The sequence below is a fragment of the Carboxylicivirga caseinilyticus genome, assembly GCF_050589785.1.
GTDB classification, from domain to species: Bacteria; Bacteroidota; Bacteroidia; order Bacteroidales; family Marinilabiliaceae; genus Carboxylicivirga; species Carboxylicivirga caseinilyticus.
Map to the genome: position 1 here is coordinate 100,224 of NZ_JBNGOX010000003.1, position 17,675 is coordinate 117,898.

Sequence of the window (17,675 nt, forward strand, 5' to 3'; positions counted from 1 at the left end):
AAAATTTGAATCTGCTGAAAGCTATTAGCTGTAGGCCATAAGCTTAAAATGTATGTCAGGAAGAACATTTGTTGAAAAGATATTTGATGCGCCTCAGGGATCAATCGTATTTAAGAAGCCTGATATTGTATTGTCGCATGATAATACAGCTGCCATTGAGAAGATATTCAGGAAGATGGGTGGCAATCAACTGAACGATCGAGATCAGTTGATGGTGGTTCTCGACCATAATGCACCACCAACGAATGCCAAACTGGCAAATGACTATCAGCAAATCAGAACATTTGTATATCAAAACAAGGTTCGAAAATTTCATGATGCAGGAAATGGTATCTGTCATCAGATGATGGCTGAATATGCATTGCCAGGCATGTGTATCGTGGGTAGTGATAGTCATACTTGCACAGCCGGAGCGTTTAATGCTTTTGCCACGGGTATCGATCGTACTGAGGCAGCAGGTTTGTGGAAACAGGGCGAGACGTGGTTCAGAGTGCCCGAGTCGATAAAGATTACCCTGAACGGTAAACTACCACAAGGTGTTTTTGCCAAAGATGTGGCTTTGTACATTATTGGTATGATCGGTTCTGCCGGTGCTGATTATATGTCGATTGAATATCATGGTGAGGGTATCCGTAATTTAACTATTGCTGACCGGATGACTATAGCGAATCTTGCCTCGGAGATGGGAGCCAAAAATGCTGTTTTTCCTTTCGATGAGGTATTATCAGAATTCCTTGAAGAAGATAAGGAAGGAGTCTGGGCTGATGAAGATGCTGTTTATACAAAAGAGATTACACTTCAACTGGATGAGTTATTCCCGGTAGTGGCATGCCCTCACCATGTTGATAATATTAAAAGTGTGGATGAGGTGGCAGGTACCGAGGTGCAGCAGGCATTAATAGGAACATGCACGAACGGACGAATTGAAGATCTGCGTGAAGCAGCATTGATACTTAAAGGCCAATGTGTACCCGATGGCTTTCAGCTATTGATAATACCTGCCTCAAGAGCAATTTACCGACAAGCTAACAAGGAAGGGCTCATTGATATTTTTATGGAAGCGGGTGCCAATGTTTTGTCACCATCATGTGGTCCTTGTTTAGGAACGGGTCAAGGTATTCCGGCTGATGAAGTTACTGTTATCAGTACTGCCAATCGTAACTTCTTAGGGAGAATGGGAAATAAGAATGCATCTATCTATTTGGCATCACCAGCCACAGTTGCTTTATCTGCCATTCATGGGCGCATCTTATCTCCTATGAGAAAGAAAAATCATAAGTTTTCGTATGAGAAAAAAGAAGCTTCTACCATAGCAATAAAGAAAAATGATAATCGAAGAATTAATGGAGTTTGGGCATACCAGGATGCAGATAATCTGAATACTGATCAGATGTTTACAGGTAGTTTGACCTATGAGATTAACAGTTCTGAACCTGAAAAGATAGCGCCTTATTTATTTCGCGATTTTGATGAATCGTTTGCTGCAACAGTGCAAGAAGGTGACATCATGATATGCGGGGCAAATTTTGGATGTGGCAGTTCACGCGAGCATCCATCAGTAGGCTTGAGGTATGTTGGTATTAAAGCCATCATTGTAAAATCAGTATCACGTATTTTCTTCCGCTCAGCTGTTAATCAGGGATTACCTATCATCGTTTTACCCAAAGCAGTGGAAGCATATCAAAAAGGAGATGAGGTGGAAATTGATTTTAAAGCAGGTAGAGTAGTAATAAATGGACTGAATTACACCTTTGCACCACTTCCTGATAAATTGATGGAAATACTAACCAATGGAGGTTTAGTTAATTCACTTAGTATGTCAAAAACAAGAAATTAAGAAATATAAAAACATATAACATGTACGGAATAAAAGAAGCACTTAAAGAATTAGGAATCGAGAAGATTAACAATGGTATTTGCACAGGTACCGAATGGATACAAACAAATGGAGATGTGATTACCAGTAATTCCCCGGCAGACGGAGAACAAATTGCTGGCATTAAACAGGCCACAAAAGAAGAGTATGATCATGTTATTCAGACTGCACAAAAGGCATTTAAAGACTGGAGGATGGTGCCGGCACCCGTTCGGGGTGAGTTGGTTCGACAGATTGGGCTTGAGTTGAGAAAACACAAAGAGGCTTTAGGTAAGCTGGTTTCTTATGAGATGGGAAAGATCTATCAGGAAGGTCTGGGCGAAGTTCAGGAAATGATTGATATCTGTGATTTTGCAGTGGGGCAGTCCCGACAATTATATGGTTCAACCATGCATTCCGAAAGATCGAAACACAGAATGTACGATCAATATCATCCCCTCGGAATTGTAGGTGTGGTTTCGGCATTTAACTTCCCTGTTGCTGTTTGGGCATGGAACGCTATGATTGCTTTGGTTTGTGGCGATGTGGTAGTTTGGAAACCTTCATCTAAGGTAATGCTTTGTGCCATTGCTGTTCATAAAATAGTGCAGAAGGTATTAAAGGAAAACAATATTCAGGAAGGTGTATTGAATCTGGTGGCAACCGGATCGAAATATCTGGGAGATGAATTGTTTAGCGACAGAAATATCCCATTAATCTCTTTTACTGGATCAACCCGCATAGGAAAGAGAGTTGGTCGTTTAGTGGGTGAACGACTAGGGAAATACATATTAGAACTGGGTGGAAATAATGCCATTATTGTTACCCCTGACGCTGATCAGGAGATGGCTTTACGTGCAATCGTATTTGGAGCTGTTGGAACCTGTGGTCAACGATGTACTTCTACTCGCAGAATCATTATTCATGAATCGGTTTATGAATTGATGAAGGAAAAGCTGATCAGTGTTTATAAGAGCATTCATATTGGTCATCCATTGGATTCAAAAACGCTGGTTGGACCAATGATCGATAAGGGGGCTGTTCAAACTTATCAGGATGCCATTGAAAAGGTAAAAGCTGAAGGAGGGACCATTCTTTACGGAGGAGATGTGTTGAGTGGTAAGGAATATGAATCAGGATGCTATGTAGTGCCTGCTATTGCTGAGGCTCAGAACCACTATCAGATTGTACAGGAAGAAACCTTTGCTCCGCTATTGTATTTGCTTAAATATAAGGATATGGATGAAGCCATTGCTCTTCATAATGGTGTGCCTCAAGGATTATCATCCGCCATCTTTTCAAGAAATATGCTTGAAACAGAACGTTTCCTGTCTCATGAAGGATCGGATTGTGGTATTGCCAATGTAAATATTGGAACATCGGGTGCTGAGATTGGTGGTGCTTTTGGAGGTGAAAAAGATACAGGTGGTGGTCGTGAATCGGGTTCTGATGCCTGGAAAGCTTATATGCGTCGACAAACCAATACCATCAACTATAGTACTGATTTGCCTTTGGCGCAAGGGATAGAGTTCAATATCTAGGTTTAAGTCCGATGTCCGAAGTTGAAAGGTTTAAGTGGAAAGTTAACATGCCGAATGCGGACTCTCAACTTCGAGCTATTAAAAAAAATAACATAAAATAGTATATCATGAAACTGGGAATTCTCAAGGAAGGTAAGATACCGCCTGATAAGCGGGTCCCTTTAACGCCTCAGCAATGTAAAACACTGTTGAATTTATATCCAAAACTAAGCATTGAAGTTGAATCAAGTCAGATTCGATGTTTTACTGATGATGATTATCGTCGTCAGGGAGTTACTGTAAAGGAGGATATTAGTAGCTGTGATTTCTTTATGGGTGTAAAGGAAGTGCCTGTTGAGAATCTCATAAAAGAGAAGTCATATTTATTTTTCTCTCATACAATTAAAAAGCAGGAACATAACCGGAAACTATTACAGACAGTTTTGGATAAGCATATTCGTTTGATTGATTACGAGTTGCTTACTGATAAAAAAGGGATGCGATTATTAGGCTTCGGAAAATATGCAGGTTTGGTAGGAGCATACAATGCATTATTGACTTATGGCAATCGTTATGGCTTTTACCATCTTAAACCGGCCCATCAATGCACGGATAAGGTAGAATTGTTGAAGGAACTGAAAAAGGTTCAGCTACCTCCAATCAAAATAGCCATTACAGGTAGTGGTCGAGTGGCTGGGGGCGTAATTGAGATTATGGAGGAATTGGGAGTAAGGCGCTTGTCGGTAGAGGAATATCTGAATAATCAGTACAATGAGTTATGCTACGTGCAATTATATCCCGGTGAATATAATCTTCATAAGGGAATGGCTGATTTTGACCTGTTCCATTTTTTCAGACATCCTAAAGAGTATAAAGGTAATTTTAAACGTTTTTGTAAACATACCGACATGCTCATTTCTGCAGCATACTGGGATCCACAGGCACCTGTTTTATTTACCATGAATGATATGCGTGAAGATGATTTTAAAATCAGGGTGATTGCCGATATAACATGTGATATAGGTGGTTCAATTCCTTCCACCATAAGGGCGTGCCGAATTGGAGATCCCTATTACGATTTCAATCCCTTTACCATGAATGAGGAACCTGCTTTTTCATCAGAGAGTAACGTAACCATGATGACAATCGATAACCTGCCCAATGAGTTACCCAAAGATGCATCGCGGGAATTTGGTAGTCATCTTTTGAATAGAATTATGGATTTTATTATTAAAGCAGACAGAGAAGGAGTGATAGAACGAGCAACTATTGCAGAAGACGGAGAACTGACTGAGAGATTCAAATATCTGGAGGATTTTGCCTCAAGTCGTAAACATCATCATACATAAAAACAAGGCGTATGCAGCACATACTTATAATAGGAGCGGGGCGATCTGCCATTGCGTTGATAAATTACCTGGAAAATTATGCATCTGATAATAACTGGCAAGTAACTGTTGTTGATAAGGATATCTCCAATATTCAGGGACAGGTAAGTAGTGATACAAATATTCTCAGGCTTGATCTGTTTGATGCTGAACGTTTGGTTAAAGAGGTAAGAAACAGCAGTGTGGTGGTTTCATTATTGCCAGCCCGTTTACATTCGGTAGTGGCTAAAGTATGTGTTGAGGAAGGAAAATCTCTTTTTACAGCTTCCTATGAATCGGAGGAAATAAAGAGTATGGAAGATAAGGTGAAGGAAAAAGGATTGTTGTTTTTGAATGAAGCAGGACTTGATCCGGGAATTGATCATATGTCTGCCATGCAGATACTGGACAGAATTAAGGCTGATGGATATGAGTTGAAAGCCTTTGAATCTTTTACAGGCGGATTGGTTGCTCCGGAATCGGATGATAATCCCTGGCATTATAAATTCTCATGGAATCCACGTAATGTTGTGGTGGCAGGGCAGGGTGGAACAGCTAAGTTTATTCAGGAAGGAAAATATAAATATATTCCCTACAACCGTTTGTTTCGTCGCACCGAAATAATTGAAATTGATGGGTATGGTAAGTTTGAAGGGTATGCCAATCGTGATTCGCTTAAATACATAGAAAAATATAATCTGCAGGATATTCCTACCATATATCGTGGCACCCTTCGTCGACCCGGATTTTGCAGGGCCTGGAATGTGTTTGTTCAACTGGGCATTACCGATGACTCATTCGAAATGGATTTGGCAGATGGAATGACCTACCGCGATTTTATCAATTCGTTTCTTTATTATCATCCGTCCGATTCTGTTGAAACAAAGTTATATCATTACATGCACATCGATCAGGATTCGGATATAATTGAAAGGTTAGATTGGCTGGAAATACTGAAAAACAAACCAATTGGACTAAAAAAAGCAACTCCTGCGCAGGTGTTGGAAAAGCTTTTGACAGAGAAATGGGTTCTGCATCCAAACGAGAAGGATATGGTGGTGATGTGGCATAAATTTTTATACCGTATGGATGGAGATGAAAAAGATACTTGTCTGACATCTTCACTTGTGGTTGAAGGGCAAAATAACGTGCGCACTGCCATGGCAAAAACCGTGGGACTACCCCTGGCAATTATCGTCAGGCTTTATCTTGAAGGTAAAATCAAACTCTCCGGAGTACAAATACCAACCGTTAAGGAGATATACGAACCGGTTTTGCAAGAATTAAAAGAATATGGAATTAATTTCCAGGAAAAGATTATTGATGATTGTAAATAGGATGATTAAACCTAAATGTAATCGTTATTTTATTTTTTAGGTTGAAGATCATGTTGATAAATCCAATTAATAACACAATATGAATTACAATAGTTTTTTGCGGGTTTAATTGTAAGACTTTCGTCCGGTGATTGCAGCTGGTAGTTTTTATCTATGGTCAAACAGTCACCTGATAGTTTTTTATTAGGATCATGATGGTCTATCAATTCAGAAACTAAATCTTTTAGTTCTTGCAGCTCAGTTGTATTGATTGTATAGGCTAATTTTTTTCTATCAATGGCATCTTTATAACTTACCGAATAAGTTGTATCGTTATTGACTTTACGAATAAGTAAGGTGCTTTTTCCAAGATAAGAAGCGGTATATCCTCCATGATGCTCTATGATAATTGTGATTCTATCAGAAGTGAAAATTGCATCCAGTTTTTGTTTCATACCAGACGAGGAATTTTGAATTAGGCAAAACCCCCAGCTTATCAATGCTGTCAGCGTAATAAAGTAGTTAATAGCTTTCCACTTCATAACGGATGTGTAGTTGAAATTTGTACAATAAATGTACTAATTAATTGAATAGGAATTAAATGTTTTGACGTTGATTATTAACTGATATGAAAGAAGTTGTGTTGAGATTATAATACAAAAAATCCGCTTCTGACTTTTCAAAAGCGGATTTTTCGGATAAATGTAATTATATAGTCTATACGTCCAGTTCTCTTGTAACAGCAATTGCCGCAATAGTTCCATCTGCCACAGCAGTGGTTATCTGACGGTATTTCTTACTTCGTATATCACCAATGGCGTAGACGCCATCCAGACTGGTCATCATATCTTCATTAGTGGTAATATAACCCCAATCATCAGTTGCCAGATCACCATCCAGGAAGTCGGTATTTGGTTTCATTCCAACAAAAATAAAAACACCATCGCCTTGTAAGGTATTTGTCTCACCGGTTTTGAGGTTCTCGGTTTTTACAAACATCTTGTTACCATTCTTCTCAAATCCTCGAGGTTCAGTGTCGAATACGAAGTTTATTTTAGGATTGGCAAAGGCTTTCTCCTGTGCTTCTTTATTGGCCTGAAGTTTATCAAACTGATGAATAATGGTGATCTTTTTTGCAAATTTTGAGATGAAGTCAGCTTCTTCGATAGCTGTGTTACCTCCACCTATTACAATCACATCCTTATCATTGAAATACTTGGCATCGCAGGTAGCACAATATGAAATACCGTTACCTTTCAACTCCTTTTCGCCCGGTACATTCAAATAGCGTGGTGAAGCACCAGTTGCCAGAATAATCTTTTTGGCATGAATGGTTTCATATTCGTCAACCACAACGGTTTTATTCTTCAAATCTACTTTAGCCACATCAACGGCTACCTTATATTTTGTTCCGCAAATTTTGGTTTGCTCCGACATGTAATGTGCCAGCATATAACCAGGCTGAGGATCAACAAAACCAGGGTAATTCGATATTTTGTGAGTGGTAGAAATCTGACCACCGGGTAACTGTATGTCAACCAAAGCGGCCTTAATACGAGCCTGACAAAGGTATAATCCAGCTGTTAGACCTGCAGGGCCACCACCTAAGATCAGTACTTCATATTCCGATACTTTTGGCTGAATTTTTCCTTTGATTTCTGCCACTTTCTCGTGATGAATCAAAGCATCCAGGTTTTTAACCAAATCAGAACGTTTGATACCGCCCGTTAATTTATCACCAACCAGTTTTCCATCTTCATAAAAGATAACTGTAGGAGAGCCGTTTACCTCAAGGCTTTCGGCAAGTTCTCTGTTTTCCTGGCGGAAGATCTTTACAAACTTTATTTCGTCGCCATACAGATTTGAAAGATTTTCAAATTTTGGGGCCAAGGCTTCGCATGGAGGGCATTCGGTAGAGTAAAAATCAACAGCTACTTTACCACCATTAATTACCTCCTGATCAAATTCTTTTTGGGTAATTTCCTTCATCTGTTCAAATATTTATTTCTGAGTATAATCCAATTCCTAATTCTAATAATTCCTGAACGGGTCGGCAGTCAGGCGAATTTATTTTGCCAGTTCTGTTCTTGGCAATAGCAGTACAACCACCACCACATGCCAGCCTTACAGCGCAATTGCTGCATTCAGTAATAGACAAAACATCACGTTCTTCCCATTCCTCAATTTTTTCCTCATTGAGTTGTATTTCAGGATAAAATGTTCCTAATTCATCACCTTCATTTCCAACAGTTGCAGTACAGGAATAAATTTTACCTGTGTAATCAAATGCCCATTCTGTTTTGGTTCCTGTACACGAATCAAACAATGGGTTAGGCAGTTCACCATTTTCAAAAATGAACTTTGAAATGGAGAAGGCAGGTTTGTGAAACTCCAATGTTTCAGGATTTTCTTTGATGATCTTATAGATCTCCTGGTACATTTCGATGCGTGAAAACAATCGCTTATTATTGGTCTGACAATGATGTAATTCGTAATTACGACCTAAAGCTGTTTTGAAAAGAGGACTTTTTGTCCATCCTTTTGCAATGGCATATCTTGCGAAATCAGGCAAATTATGAACGTTTTCTTTGTCGATAATCATTCGCAGGTTTACCGGTATCTGATTCTTCAGCAATGCATCAATACCATCTGAGATTCGTTCAAAACTACCTTTGCCTCCGCGTAACATACGACGTGCGTCATGAACCTCCTGAGTTCCGTCAACTGTTACCTGTATCTCCCGTATCCTTCCTTTTTTCAGTGCCTCAATGAAATCAATTAGATTGTAACCATTCGTTACAACAGCAATGTCCAATTCTCTTTTATTGGCTTCACTTATGATTCGTTCGATACTCTCTTTCTTAACAGCGTTGTTCAGTAATGGCTCACCACCAAAAATGGTAATGTATTTTCTACGATGAGCAAACTGATGGTCAACGTATTTGAAAAAAGCATCAATCACTTCGTTTTTTACTGTTTCGTTCGGATTGGTATATTCATCCTGAAAACAGTACGAACAGTTGAAGTTACATGCATACCAGGGCGTGAAAAATAATTGCACTTCATCTTCATCCCGGTCATCTATAAAATCAAGGTATTTGCTTTTAAAGAGTTGTTCTTCTTTTTGAAGATCAACAAGGTAACCTTTTTCGATAAATTCACTCAGGTTGTCGCTTGATTGTTCCTTGAAAGCTTTTGCTTCATGAGGTTCAAGAACATCAGCATTACCTGAAAGCGGATTTACGATAAAGTAATTATCGGAATCGGCAATTTTTGAAAATATATTATGTTTGGAGAATTCCATTTTTGATAATTTGGTTAAACAGGACCGACCTGCAGAACAAGCCGGCCCCGATTAAATTAGTCGTGACAACCCGCAACTATTTTCGAGTTTTTAGCACAACATTGTGCTACTTTGTTGTCACTCTTCTTAGCTTTCTTAACTAACGACTTCATTTGTTATTAAATTAAGGAATTAAAAATCAACCACAACACTTCTTACGTCCGGCAATAGTAAAGCTCACCACTTGTATGTGACCTTTGGGATAAGGTTTTGACTCTTCAATAATTTCGATATCAACAAACCCAACCTTTTTTAAGGTGTTCAAATAATCTTCTTTGGTGGTAGCTCCTGCCCAGCATTCAGCAACAGCCTGAGGATCGTTTCTGTACTCTACCGGTACCTCGGCAGTAGCATAAATATCGCTTACTACAAAACGACCACTGTTTTTAAGAATTCGTTCCACCTCGCTCCATACCTTGAATTTATCTTTAGCATGGTTGATGGTACAATTGGATATAATCAAATCAACTGTAGCCGAATCTACTTTAATATCTTCCAATTCTGATTTACGAAATTCAGCATTGCTAACACCCAGTTTTGCTGCATTCTTTTCTGCTTTTTTAAGCATGCCTTCTGATACATCAATACCAATAGCCAAACCGTATTCACCTACTTCCTGAGCCAGTCTGATAACGTCGGTACCACGACCGCTGCCCAGGTCAACACAAACTTCTCCGGGTTTTGCTTTTGAATATTCAATGGCTGATCCGCATGAAAGACAACAGTTTCCTTCAGCCAGTTCTGAATATCTGATTTCAATTTTCTGAGTATTCATATGAATATTTTTAATATTTACTGATCGTTGAGAAACGATAAAAGATGTAAGTGTTACGGATGTTGTAATTTACAATATTCTTTCTTTAATAGAATAAGAATAGAATCGTTTCTGCTTAATTAATATTGTTTTTAAATAGGTGTTTAAGCCGATTGCTGATGTTTTTCAATCTTTTTCAATAAGAATTTTTGAGTTTTGATACCAACAAAACGGTCAACCTCCTTGCCATCTTTAAATAAAATAAGAGTAGGTATATTTCTTACTTTATATTTGGCTGCAATGGGCTGATGATTATCTACATTGACCTTAGCTACTTTGGAACTAGAATCAAGTGATTCAGCAACCTCGTTTAATACAGGAGACATCATTTTACAGGGTCCGCACCAGGGTGCCCAAAAATCAACTAAAGTGACTCCTGATCTGATATGTGTCTTGAAATTTTTATTGTCTAATATTCTGATTTTTGAACTGGCTGGTGTGTCAGGCATATTTTTCATCTTTTTGTAGTTGATTGCTACATAAATGATTAAAATCAAAACAACCGCGCCAATAATTATTAAAGTTGTACTCATTCTTTTTCAGTGTTTAATGCAGTTAAGGTATGATGCTTCAGTTTACGATCTTTAACAACCAAGGGAGTTACAGGTACTTTTGATTTGGAGTTGAATATCATATCGTGTCCAACACAAAGCCCCATCATAATATTAAGTTCGGTTTTATTCTGAGACAGAAAATCGGCCTGACCAGCAGGATTACACGATATACCTTTATAACCTGGAACCAAATCATCAAACTTAACCTTGCCTAGTTTACAATTAGCCTTAGCCACTTCAATATTATTCAAGGTTAGGATTTGTTCCAATGATTCTGCCTGTTTTTCAAATGCAATACAATTAGCAATTCCAACTTTTTTAATTCCTGCTTCATGGCAATAGGCAATGATTTCGCTTACTCTGTCTATTTTAGGATTGAGTGAATCTTCAGCAATTTTCAAAATAGCTTTATCTTCCTCGTTATATAATTTTGTGTATTCCTGACTTTCCATTCTATTAATATTAGCTGCTATTCCTCGTTACCTTGAAAATGGTAGATTAATAATACATCAACCTATATTTGTAATTTACATTCCTGGTATTCGGGGAATATTTTTAAGTTTTGTATTCTTAAAGTAAAATCCCCATGCTTTTTTCAGCCAATGACCTACAATTGGCATCATTATCATGGTTTCTTTTTTGTCGGTTCTGGATACATAAGCCGCACCGTCGCCGGAGTCCATTACACAAATAATGCTTATTTTATCGGTATAGACTTTGGTTTTTCCTGTTCCTAATATTTGCTGGTGTACATTATATGCCGCTACATCAGCCATTATTTCAGCCATATGACCTTGTTTTGCAGCCCATTTGGGTCCTATCATATCAGCAGAATCACCAATGGCATATATATTTTCGTATCCTTCAACCTGACAGGTAGGATGTGTTTTTACAAAACCTGATTCAGTTAAAGGAAGATTAGAACTCTGAAGAACCGAGTGACCTGATCCGCCAGCAATAAAAATAATTAAATCGCTTTCAAGCTTTTTTTCGCCTTCAAACAGGATTTCACCTTTATTAAAGCTAAGTATTTTCTTTCCTACGTGTTGGTTGATTTTATAACGTTGAAAGAATTTTGTCAGATTACCATAGGCTTTGGCTCCCATCTTTTTACCTGGTTCAGCCATTGGAGCAAAGAAATTGAGCTCAAATGAGTCCAACAAACCTTTTTTCTTCAAATAGGTACTGATATTAAATAGTAATTCAAAGGCTGGTCCACCTCTTACAACTGTTCCTTTTTCATCTTTTGGATTACCACCGAATCCTATTGCAATTTTACCATTACCTCGTTGTACCAGTTTTTCTAATTCGTCCTTAATTTCAAGGGCTTGTTCAGGTGCTCCGCAAATAGATAAAGTATTTTCAATTCCCTGAGCTTTTACTTTGTGCATTCCTAAAGCTATAAACAAGTAATCGTAACTTATTTCACTATTCTGTAGTTGTACTTTGTTGTTTGTAGGGTCGATTTGAACAACCGGATCAATAATTAATTCAAAACCATGCTTTTTTTGAAGCTTTTTGAGTTTGACAGAACTGTTATCAAAACTAATTCCGTTAACAGGTATCCAGATTGAAATTGGATAAACAAAGAAATAATCCCGGTTGGAAACCAATGTTACTTTATATCCTTTTTCTCTAAGTTTAATTGCTGCTTCAACACCTGCAATACCTCCTCCGAGCACTACAAAATGTTTATCTGAGTTTGTTCTCATAGTTTTGTTTTTAACAAAAGGTACAAACGAATTTTAATTATTTCCACCGTCGGAGTGGATGAAATAAATGGTTTGACAAAAATATCGGATGTCTTTTTGTTAAACGAAAAATGTCAATAGTCAGATGGTGGTGGTTAGGGTATAATATGACAGGTTTTTTACTATCAAACTATATTTTTATAAAAAAATGGAGTAAGGTGTCTTTGAGGATGCGATAAAACGACATGAAAATTAATGAATTAGGTATTTTATATTGATTGTAAACAAAAAGGGTGTTCGATTAGTGAACACCCTTCCTGGAACTATTTTAATAAAACATTAAATACTTTTCATAATTTATAAGTCATTGTTTGATTGAAAGTATTTGATTTTGCTATTCCATAAGAATACTAATTTAGCTTCCTGCTTTAATTATCTTAAAATGGATTTGATTATCTATAACCAAAAAGTAAATACCTACCGGCAAATGACTCATATCATAACTGTATTGACACGTATTTGGTTCCATTTTTTCTAACTGTTTTCCTCTCGTATCAAAAATTTCAAAACAACTTTTATTGTTTGGTAAGGTAATATTCAATATTGTTTTTACGGGATTAGGAAATGGTACCTTTAAAAGCTTATTGTTTCGTTCAATGTTAGTTGATAAGCAATTATCACCAACCGTATAACTAAATGTTTTGGTAACTGACATACCTCCGGCATAGGCAAATTTACAAGCCAGTTGCAGCACTGCTCCTTCAGTCTGTCCTGACAAAGAAGTGCTAAACACTCCATTGTTATTTACCATCGGAGTTTCGACAAAGCCAGAAGTAGTATTCCACAGATAGGCTACCACACCATCTTTTTTATCCAATAGTTCAAACGATACTGTAACATCCGATCCTGAAGTTGAGAAACTGTAGTTATACCCAACTGAGAAAGTGCCTTGAGAAGCATCGGCAGACATTCCTGAACACCCATTATTTGTACTTTCCGAAGTGGTTGCATTTAATACTAAAGGGCTGTTATTAGCTTCATTACCTGCATTATCTGATGCTGTTACAGAGAAAGAATAAGCTGTACTGGCTGAAAGTCCGGTTACATCGTATGCTAATTCAACTCCGGACTCGCCGGTTACAGTTTTGGTTGTGCCATCATAACTTATTGTATAAACAACTGAACCTGAATTGTCACTTGCACTAAGGAGCAATTCAACGCTTGATTGTGTCACCTCTCCAACAACAGCATTAAAATTAGTAGGTATTTCATTATCCGGTTCACAATTATCTCCTACAATGTATGAGATGTATTTTGTAACTGCCAGACCTCCCGCAAAAGCAAATTTACAAGCCACAATAATAGTTGATCCGGGTGACTGACCTGTAAGTACGGTGGCAAATGTTTTACCTTCAACATGATTCATGCTTTTTTCTGAGAAAGGATCTTGAGTCCACAGGTATGCCACCACACCAATTTTATCATCATACAATTCACAGGTGATGGTAACATCTGTACCGACTGTTTCGAAGGTAAATTTATAACCTACTTCAAATGAGCCTTGTTGGGCTTCAGCTGAAGTTTCGGTGCAGGATCGAACTGCCAGATAGGACACATTAACGACCTGAGATTCACTAATAGCACCACCATCATCTGTTGCTATGGCGGTCAGGGCATAATCACCTACGTTACTGGTCCATTGAATAGAATATGGAGCCGTATGGTCAGTGCCAATCAACACATCATTCTGGTAAAAGTCGACCTGCTGAATAGTGCCATCTAAATCACTTGCACTGGCAGATATGGTAATTTCTTCTCCTTCTGGATAGAACGAGCCATCAGCAGGTCCAGTAATTGATATGGTTGGAACAATATTCTCAGAGCTGCTAACGATCACCAATACTTCATCGCTTGATACACGCATGTCTGGATTGCTCACTTCAAGTTTAAAACGGTAAATTCCTTCTATTAATCCACTAATGGATGGCTGAGCCAACGTGTTATCATCAAAACTTACAACTGATGGTCCATAAATCTGAGTCCATGAAAAGGTCAAAGCCTGCGAACCAGATTCGCTGCTTTCTGATCCGTCCAATATTGCAGTAGATGCCGGCCATAGCACTTTTACATCTGCTCCTGCTGAAGCAATAGGGAATGAATAAGGTATATCACCTGTACGGGTAAACGTCATTCGCCCAAAATTAAATTCACCGCCAGTAAATGCTATTTTCAGAATATGTTCACCCTCAGTTAAAGCCAAATCATTTACTGTTTTAGTGGCCCATACATCCCAATTGGTTGTGGAAGTAGACGGTACAGAAATATTACTTGCTAATTCCTGATCATCAACGAAAATAGAGAAAGGGCCACCACCGGAAGGATTGCCTGAAGCATAGCGAAAAGCCATTGAGTATAATCCAGACTCAGTTACGTTAATGGTATATTCTGTCCATTCACTGGCAGCAATCCATCCAATCACCGTACCTTCCGTATTATCTGAAGATGCATCAACATGTTCATCTATTCTGTAGTCACCGGCATTGCCCGGTGATAAATCAAGGTAGGAAATAGCCTGTCCGACTCCACCTTCAAACTTATCGTAATTTCCGGCTTCGATAACACCAGGCACGTCAAACGGTGTATCTAAAAACGGCACCTGTTCGCCCACCTGAATGGATATAATGTTGGTTACAAGAAAGTTGTCGCCAACATATATTCTGGCATACATGCCATGTAACCCGAGTGATAGATTTTCGGCTGTAAAAGTATATGGAGCAGCTGTTGATGATCCCAAAAGATTTTTTCCATCATAAAACTCCACTTTAGTGATACCTGTTCCTGTTGTTTCTGCCAAAAGATTAACACTGCCGTTGGCGTAAGCCCTGTTAAAATCAGAACTGATGGTTCCGGAGGCATCAATATCTTTGCTGGTGGCCATGGTATTGGCAGGAACTAATAATTCATAACCATCGGAGAAAGTGACTGTTATCGGGCTGCTGGTGTAATTATGAGCCACATAGGTAATTTCGCCGTTTTTATCGAAAGCAACCGCGATTGGGTAATCAGCTGTTATGTTTGTATTTACAGTTCCCATCGCATTCATGTTGTGCAACCAGTGGTAGGTTTGTGCATCTGAAACACCGAACTTCAAAGTTCTATCGGGATACAAATTATACAAATCAATAGCGCCTTGCGGATCAATAAATGCCTGATACTCCCACATCACATCGTGCCACAGATTCGGATTTTCTTCATTGCTCAATATGCCGGTGTTGGCTTTTATCTCATTCCATAGCTTTTCAACATAAGCCTTGTTGTGACCAAGGTACAATGATCCTCCATGGATAGGGTACATTTCTATGCCATACGAAGCAGCTATATCAGAAGTCCAGAAAGTTCCATTATCATACGAATTGCCCCAAACGCGTGAAACCAGGCTGTATGGCTGATCGGGTTTAAAATTTCGATCATACATATCAAACCAGTATTCTTCAATTGCTGTTTGCTCTGTGGTGTATAGGTAGATACCCAAATCACGAATGGCGTCATTGCCGGTGATACTTCCCCAATGAATCAGCGAAGAGTTAAACTGCATACTTTCAGAAGTTGACTCCTGATCATTGCCTTGTGGAAAACTGGCAAAACCATTGGCCCAGCAATGGCCTGCATATGGACTAAAGTTACGTAAGAAAGGAAATTTATCATCGTTTCGATCCTGAGATGCGGCATCCCTGACTAAAAGGTTTATCATATCTCCCCATTGTTCAGCCCAACCGGGCTCGTATTGCTCCATAAAGGCAGCGGCGTGGATAAAATAGCCCCAGTGAAAATGATGATCGTTGATATTGGTATCCTGGCCATGACCGGCAGGGTATCCCAACATGGCTGACCAGTTACTATTATAATAGAATAAAAATGCTACTTCTCCGGATTGGTAAGTTAACCAGTCTTCCAAACGCTTCTTTATAGTGGCCACCATTTTATCCCTTGCCTCAGTATTACCCATCTGATCAGCAATACGAGCAGTTTGAATCAGTCGGTTCATCACCTGACCTTCGTTGTATGAGTCTGTCCAGGTGGCTAAACCATCATTTTCAATTAAACTAATTTTGTCCGCTAAATCAGAAGGGCTAAAACCTTCACTGTAATTGGCCAAATAAGGCAACGTCGGCAGAATTCCTTTAAAAGTGTTTTCAACACTGAAAGTATTACCGGCCAATGTTTTTAGTTCGCCTCTGACCGAAGGATAACTATCTCCGTTTGGTTGTGATGAGTCTGTGGCAAGATTAGCCCATTGATGCGGTAATAGACCTAAAAGCAAATCTGTTTCACTCCCCTCTTTTACTTCAGTTGCTACAGTAAAATCAGTACGCATTACTGAATTACTCTCATTAAATGACCAAGATGTGCTTGTGTTGGTAGGAAATACATAGGCATACTTCTTGTATTCCGCTGCAGTTGCAGGCACATCAGTCGTTGTTAGAGGCAGCATACACATCGACCAATAATTCTGGCCATTTAGATTTGATGTATAATCATTACCTGAGCTTGCCCAAGTACTTCCTGATGGTGCATATATAACAAAGTCGGCTCCGCTTGCCGCATCTGTTACCATTAGCATTTCATTGGATACAACTGCACTACCTGAGTTGACTGTAATTTTTACTACATCACCTGAACCCTTTGTGAAATAAAGAAATGGCATCCCAATACCGGCTGTTGCCTTCATATTATGGGTGCCATCATTCCAATCCATGGTCACAGTCCAATCGGAATAATCAGAAACAGTTGCCATGCTGGCATTCAGTGATTCAAGACCAACCACTATTGGAATCTGGTCGCCGTAAACACCCCATGGGATGTAGCTTACAACCAAGCCATCGTTTTTAGTTTGCAAGGCTAAAGGATAGTTAAACATATTGGCAGCATGATTCTCTTTAATCAGTTGTGACCACCATTCATTTGTTGGGACGGGTTTTCCAATGGTATTGCCCGTAAGCTGAGGTGATCCGCTGGGATAACCATTTCGTCCGGCTGCGTCAACACCTGGAAAAGATGTTGTATAACTTCCATTACCAATAGTAACAGTCTGTGCTTGAATATCAGGTATAAAAATATTTGCAATACACAGCATCAGAAACACTACTGTTACTTGTATACATCTGTTTCGAAGAATCATTAGTTGTAGATTTTTATTTTTTAATATTGGTTGAAA

General features: G+C 38.7%; 12 protein-coding genes. 4 read left to right on the forward strand and 8 right to left on the reverse strand.

All coding sequences use genetic code 11. The features are described 5' to 3' along the window. The first annotated feature begins 52 nt into the window (after positions 1-52). The 4 genes from ACRD62_RS02335 to ACRD62_RS02350 all read left to right on the forward strand — a co-directional run bounded on the left by ACRD62_RS02335 (position 53) and on the right by ACRD62_RS02350 (position 6,079). The gene (locus tag ACRD62_RS02335) at positions 53-1,837 is read left to right on the forward strand and encodes an aconitase/3-isopropylmalate dehydratase large subunit family protein (RefSeq protein ID WP_430818506.1); all 1,785 of its coding nucleotides are present in this window, start codon (positions 53-55) and stop codon (positions 1,835-1,837) included. Between the two features lie 20 nt (positions 1,838-1,857). Next, on the forward strand, positions 1,858-3,396 hold the full coding sequence (gene amaB / locus ACRD62_RS02340; RefSeq protein ID WP_430818507.1) for an L-piperidine-6-carboxylate dehydrogenase: 1,539 nt from the start codon (positions 1,858-1,860) through the stop codon (positions 3,394-3,396). Between the two features lie 107 nt (positions 3,397-3,503). After that, a complete protein-coding gene (locus tag ACRD62_RS02345) occupies positions 3,504-4,724 on the forward strand; it encodes an NAD(P)-dependent oxidoreductase (RefSeq protein WP_430818508.1) in 1,221 nt (406 codons plus the stop codon). Between the two features lie 11 nt (positions 4,725-4,735). Next, the gene (locus ACRD62_RS02350; protein ID WP_430818509.1) at positions 4,736-6,079 is read left to right on the forward strand and encodes a saccharopine dehydrogenase family protein; all 1,344 of its coding nucleotides are present in this window, start codon (positions 4,736-4,738) and stop codon (positions 6,077-6,079) included. Positions 6,080-6,108: 29 nt separating this feature from the next. Here the strand turns inward: ACRD62_RS02350 and ACRD62_RS02355 are convergent, their stop codons facing one another. The 8 genes from ACRD62_RS02355 to ACRD62_RS02390 form a co-directional block, all read right to left on the reverse strand. Next, complete coding sequence (locus ACRD62_RS02355; RefSeq protein ID WP_430818510.1) at positions 6,109-6,600, reverse strand: hypothetical protein; 492 nt, start codon at positions 6,598-6,600, stop codon at positions 6,109-6,111. Positions 6,601-6,775: 175 nt separating this feature from the next. Next, the gene (locus ACRD62_RS02360) at positions 6,776-8,047 is read right to left on the reverse strand and encodes an FAD-dependent oxidoreductase (protein WP_430818511.1); all 1,272 of its coding nucleotides are present in this window, start codon (positions 8,045-8,047) and stop codon (positions 6,776-6,778) included. Positions 8,048-8,051: 4 nt separating this feature from the next. Next, complete coding sequence (locus ACRD62_RS02365) at positions 8,052-9,362, reverse strand: radical SAM protein (protein WP_430818512.1); 1,311 nt, start codon at positions 9,360-9,362, stop codon at positions 8,052-8,054. A gap of 178 nt (positions 9,363-9,540) precedes the next feature. Next, positions 9,541-10,176 (reverse strand): methyltransferase domain-containing protein, encoded by a 636-nt coding sequence (locus ACRD62_RS02370; RefSeq protein WP_430818513.1) that lies wholly within the window; start codon positions 10,174-10,176, stop codon positions 9,541-9,543. 143 nt (positions 10,177-10,319) lie between these two features. Next, entirely contained in the window at positions 10,320-10,748 is a 429-nt protein-coding gene (trxA, locus tag ACRD62_RS02375) for a thioredoxin (RefSeq protein WP_430818514.1), read from the reverse strand. Beyond that, complete coding sequence (locus ACRD62_RS02380; protein WP_430818515.1) at positions 10,745-11,221, reverse strand: DUF1847 domain-containing protein; 477 nt, start codon at positions 11,219-11,221, stop codon at positions 10,745-10,747. The genes trxA and ACRD62_RS02380 overlap by 4 nt, the downstream gene beginning before the upstream one ends. Positions 11,222-11,296: 75 nt before the next feature. Further along, the gene (locus ACRD62_RS02385; protein ID WP_430818516.1) at positions 11,297-12,481 is read right to left on the reverse strand and encodes an NAD(P)/FAD-dependent oxidoreductase; all 1,185 of its coding nucleotides are present in this window, start codon (positions 12,479-12,481) and stop codon (positions 11,297-11,299) included. A gap of 394 nt (positions 12,482-12,875) precedes the next feature. After that, positions 12,876-17,639: a glycosyl hydrolase gene (locus ACRD62_RS02390; RefSeq protein WP_430818517.1), complete on the reverse strand. Its 4,764-nt coding sequence runs from the start codon at positions 17,637-17,639 to the stop codon at positions 12,876-12,878. Between the last annotated feature and the right edge of the window lie 36 nt (positions 17,640-17,675).

What these genes read in the sequence shown, in the direction of transcription:
- ACRD62_RS02335 (WP_430818506.1), top strand. Translation starts at nt 53, where the DNA reads ATGTCAGGAAGAACATTTGTTGAAAAGATATTTGATGCGCCTCAGGGA.
- amaB (WP_430818507.1), top strand. Translation starts at nt 1,858, where the DNA reads ATGTACGGAATAAAAGAAGCACTTAAAGAATTAGGAATCGAGAAGATT.
- ACRD62_RS02345 (WP_430818508.1), top strand. Translation starts at nt 3,504, where the DNA reads ATGAAACTGGGAATTCTCAAGGAAGGTAAGATACCGCCTGATAAGCGG.
- ACRD62_RS02350 (WP_430818509.1), top strand. Translation starts at nt 4,736, where the DNA reads ATGCAGCACATACTTATAATAGGAGCGGGGCGATCTGCCATTGCGTTG.
- ACRD62_RS02355 (WP_430818510.1), bottom strand. Translation starts at nt 6,600, where the DNA reads ATGAAGTGGAAAGCTATTAACTACTTTATTACGCTGACAGCATTGATA.
- ACRD62_RS02360 (WP_430818511.1), bottom strand. Translation starts at nt 8,047, where the DNA reads ATGAAGGAAATTACCCAAAAAGAATTTGATCAGGAGGTAATTAATGGT.
- ACRD62_RS02365 (WP_430818512.1), bottom strand. Translation starts at nt 9,362, where the DNA reads ATGGAATTCTCCAAACATAATATATTTTCAAAAATTGCCGATTCCGAT.
- ACRD62_RS02370 (WP_430818513.1), bottom strand. Translation starts at nt 10,176, where the DNA reads ATGAATACTCAGAAAATTGAAATCAGATATTCAGAACTGGCTGAAGGA.
- trxA (WP_430818514.1), bottom strand. Translation starts at nt 10,748, where the DNA reads ATGAGTACAACTTTAATAATTATTGGCGCGGTTGTTTTGATTTTAATC.
- ACRD62_RS02380 (WP_430818515.1), bottom strand. Translation starts at nt 11,221, where the DNA reads ATGGAAAGTCAGGAATACACAAAATTATATAACGAGGAAGATAAAGCT.
- ACRD62_RS02385 (WP_430818516.1), bottom strand. Translation starts at nt 12,481, where the DNA reads ATGAGAACAAACTCAGATAAACATTTTGTAGTGCTCGGAGGAGGTATT.
- ACRD62_RS02390 (WP_430818517.1), bottom strand. Translation starts at nt 17,639, where the DNA reads ATGATTCTTCGAAACAGATGTATACAAGTAACAGTAGTGTTTCTGATG.